Annotated in this window: 3 protein-coding genes; 1 reads left to right on the forward strand and 2 read right to left on the reverse strand. The window is 68.8% G+C overall.

What is annotated here, in order from left to right; genetic code table 11:
* Window positions 1-227 precede the first annotated feature (227 nt).
* Together QRO91_RS22085 and QRO91_RS22090 are read right to left on the reverse strand one after the other, a co-directional pair.
* On the reverse strand, window positions 228-1,475 hold the full coding sequence (locus QRO91_RS22085; RefSeq protein ID WP_049430653.1) for a TIGR03862 family flavoprotein: 1,248 nt from the start codon (window positions 1,473-1,475) through the stop codon (window positions 228-230).
* Entirely contained in the window at window positions 1,462-1,896 is a 435-nt protein-coding gene (locus QRO91_RS22090) for an FKBP-type peptidyl-prolyl cis-trans isomerase (protein ID WP_049430655.1), read from the reverse strand. Before QRO91_RS22090 ends, QRO91_RS22085 begins: the two co-directional genes overlap by 14 nt.
* A gap of 70 nt (window positions 1,897-1,966) precedes the next feature.
* Between QRO91_RS22090 and QRO91_RS22095 the strand changes: the two genes are divergently transcribed.
* Window positions 1,967-2,332, forward strand: a complete 366-nt coding sequence (locus QRO91_RS22095; protein ID WP_049430657.1) for a DUF6164 family protein — start codon at window positions 1,967-1,969, stop codon at window positions 2,330-2,332.
* Window positions 2,333-2,620 lie beyond the last annotated feature (288 nt).

A 2,620-nucleotide genomic window follows, 5' to 3' on the forward strand; every position in this document is an offset into this window, starting at 1 on the left:
CACCGTATATAGCCGCGACAGGTTTAAAGCCGGTGCAGAAAAAGGCCCACCCAACAGCCCGGGGGGTGGGGGCGGGGGGGGTTGCCCGGGGGCGGGGGGTGTTGTGGCCGTTTTTGGGGGTTTGGGTCGCCCCGCCCCCCGGGGGGCGGGTTTTTTTTGCGGGGGGGGGGGGGCGGCGCCTCTACAGGTAGCGCAGTCGAGCATGGCTCGACGCTACAAGGCAGGCGTCACCGCTCCGCCAGCCACCCGATCACGCCTTCAGCAGCACGCAGGCCACTGGCGTAGCACGCGGTCAACAGGTAGCCGCCGGTGGGGGCTTCCCAGTCCAGCATCTCGCCGGCGCAGAACACGCCGGGCACTGCCCGCAGCATCAGGCCGTCATCCATCGCATCCAGGCGCACGCCACCGGCGGTGCTGATCACTTCGGCCATCGGCCTTGGCCGCAGCAGGCGCAGCGGCAGGTGCTTGAGCGTGGCAGCCACGGCCGGTAGATCGTTGCCGGCCTCCTTGCCAAGACTCTCGAACACCAGTGCGGCCTTCACCGCATCCAGGCCCGCCTGGCGGCGCAGGTGTTCGCCGAAGCTGCGGCCCTTGCGCGGACGCGACAGGTCGGCCAGCAGGCGCGCTTCGTCGCGGCCGGGCACCAGGTCCAGCCACAGCATGGCGTGGCCATCGCGGTTGATGGTCTCGCGCAGGTCCGCTGCCAGCGCATAGACCAGGCTGCCTTCGATGCCGTACTCGCTGACCACGCATTCGCCCTGCAGCGACTGTGGCTGTCCGGCCAGGTCGATCCAGTGTGCAACTACCGGCTTCAACGGTGCACCGGCATTGCGCTGGGCGAAGAACGGGGTCCAGTCCACGTCGAAGCCGCAGTTGGCTGACTGCAGTGGCGCGATGTCCACGCCACACGCCTGCAGTGGCGCAACCCAGGCGCCGTCGCTGCCCAGCTGCGGCCAACTGCCGCCGCCCATCGCCAGTACCGTGGCATCGGGGTGCACACCGATTTCCCCCGCCTCGGTGGCAAAGCGCAGGGCGCCGTCGTCGCTCCAGCCGATCCAACGGTGGTTGGCATGCAGGCGCACACCCTGATCCTTCAACCGGCGCACCCAGCCGCGCAGCAGCGGCGCTGCCTTGCGGTCGACCGGGAACACCCGGCCAGAGCTGCCCACGTAGGTCTCCACGCCGAAGCCGGCGGCCCAGTCGCGCAATGCCTGCGCGTCGAAGCCATCCAGCCAGCTGCCGACCACGGCGGCCTGCTCGCGGTAGCGGCTGTCGAACAACGGCCGCGGATCGGAATGGGTGAGGTTGAGCCCGCCCTTGCCGGCGATCAGGAACTTGCGGCCGGGTGACCCCTTGGCCTCGTACAGGTCGACCTCCAGCCCAGCGGTGCGCAGGCGCTCGGCGGCGAACAGGCCGGCCGGGCCGCCGCCGATGACGGCGACCCGCTGGGGCAGTGCGGTATTACGGTTTGACATCGAGCAGCTCGACGTCGAACACCAGCGACGAGCCGGCCGGGATCGGGCCGACGCGGCGGTCGCCGTAGCCGTAGTCCGGCGGGATCATCAGGGTGCGCTTGCCGCCTACCTTCATGCCGGCCACGCCCTCATCCCAGCCGCGGATGACCTGACCTGCGCCCAGCGCGAACGTGAACGGTTCGCCACGGCTGACCGAGCTGTCGAAGGTCTTGCCGTGCTTGGTTTCGGTGCGGTTGTCGTAGATCCAGCCGGTGTAGTGCACGGTCACCTTGCTGCCGGAGACGGCTTCGGCGCCGGTGCCGGGCACAGTATCGATGCGCTCGAAGGTGGTCAGAGTGCCCCCGGGCGGCGGGCCGGACGGTTCGGTCGTGCAGCCAGCGGCGGCGAGGGACAGCAGCAGGGGAAGCAGCAGGCGGCGCATCAGGCGTCTCCGGAAGGGCGCAGGGCGAGGGCGGCAAGGGTAGCGCATCGGCGCCGGGTATCATGGGTACATGGCAAAACTCCTGCTCAATCTGCGCAATGTCGGTGACGACGAATATGCCGATGTCTGCACGCTGCTCGACCAGCACGGCATCGCCTGGTATCGCACCGAACCCAGCCCGTGGGGCATTTCCAATGGCGGCCTGTGGCTGCGCGAGGACGCTGATCATCCGCGCGCGAAGGCGCTGATGGCCGAGTACCAGGCCGAGCGCGGTCCTCGTATCCGCGCTGAGCGTGAGCAGGCATTGCGTGATGGCACCGCCGAGACCTTCGGCAGCCTGTTCCGGCGACGGCCGGTCTATGTGGTGCTGGTGCTGCTGGGGATGGTGGGTGCAGCGGCGCTGGTGCTGCTGCCGTTCGTGCTGTTGCGGGGGTAAGGGGTTTCGGCCGGGTTGCACCCGGCACCCGCAGACGCAACCGCAACGTCAAAAGCTGGTTTCCGTGGGATGGCGTGGGGGGGGGGGGGTGGGGGGGTCCCCCCGCCTAACACCCCCCCGGGGGGCGTGGGCGCGGGCCGGAGGGGCGCCCCCCCCGCGCCCGCCCACACCCCCCCCCCCCACAGAGTTGCCCGGCCGGCGTGTTGGGTCGTGTTATAAAAAAATATAACATCCCCAAAACAAAAATTTGTTTTTTTTTTAGGGGGGGGGTGTTCAATAAAATATCCG

It is taken from the genome of Stenotrophomonas maltophilia group sp. Smal32 (assembly GCF_030237085.1).
Lineage (GTDB): Bacteria > Pseudomonadota > Gammaproteobacteria > Xanthomonadales > Xanthomonadaceae > Stenotrophomonas > Stenotrophomonas maltophilia_Q.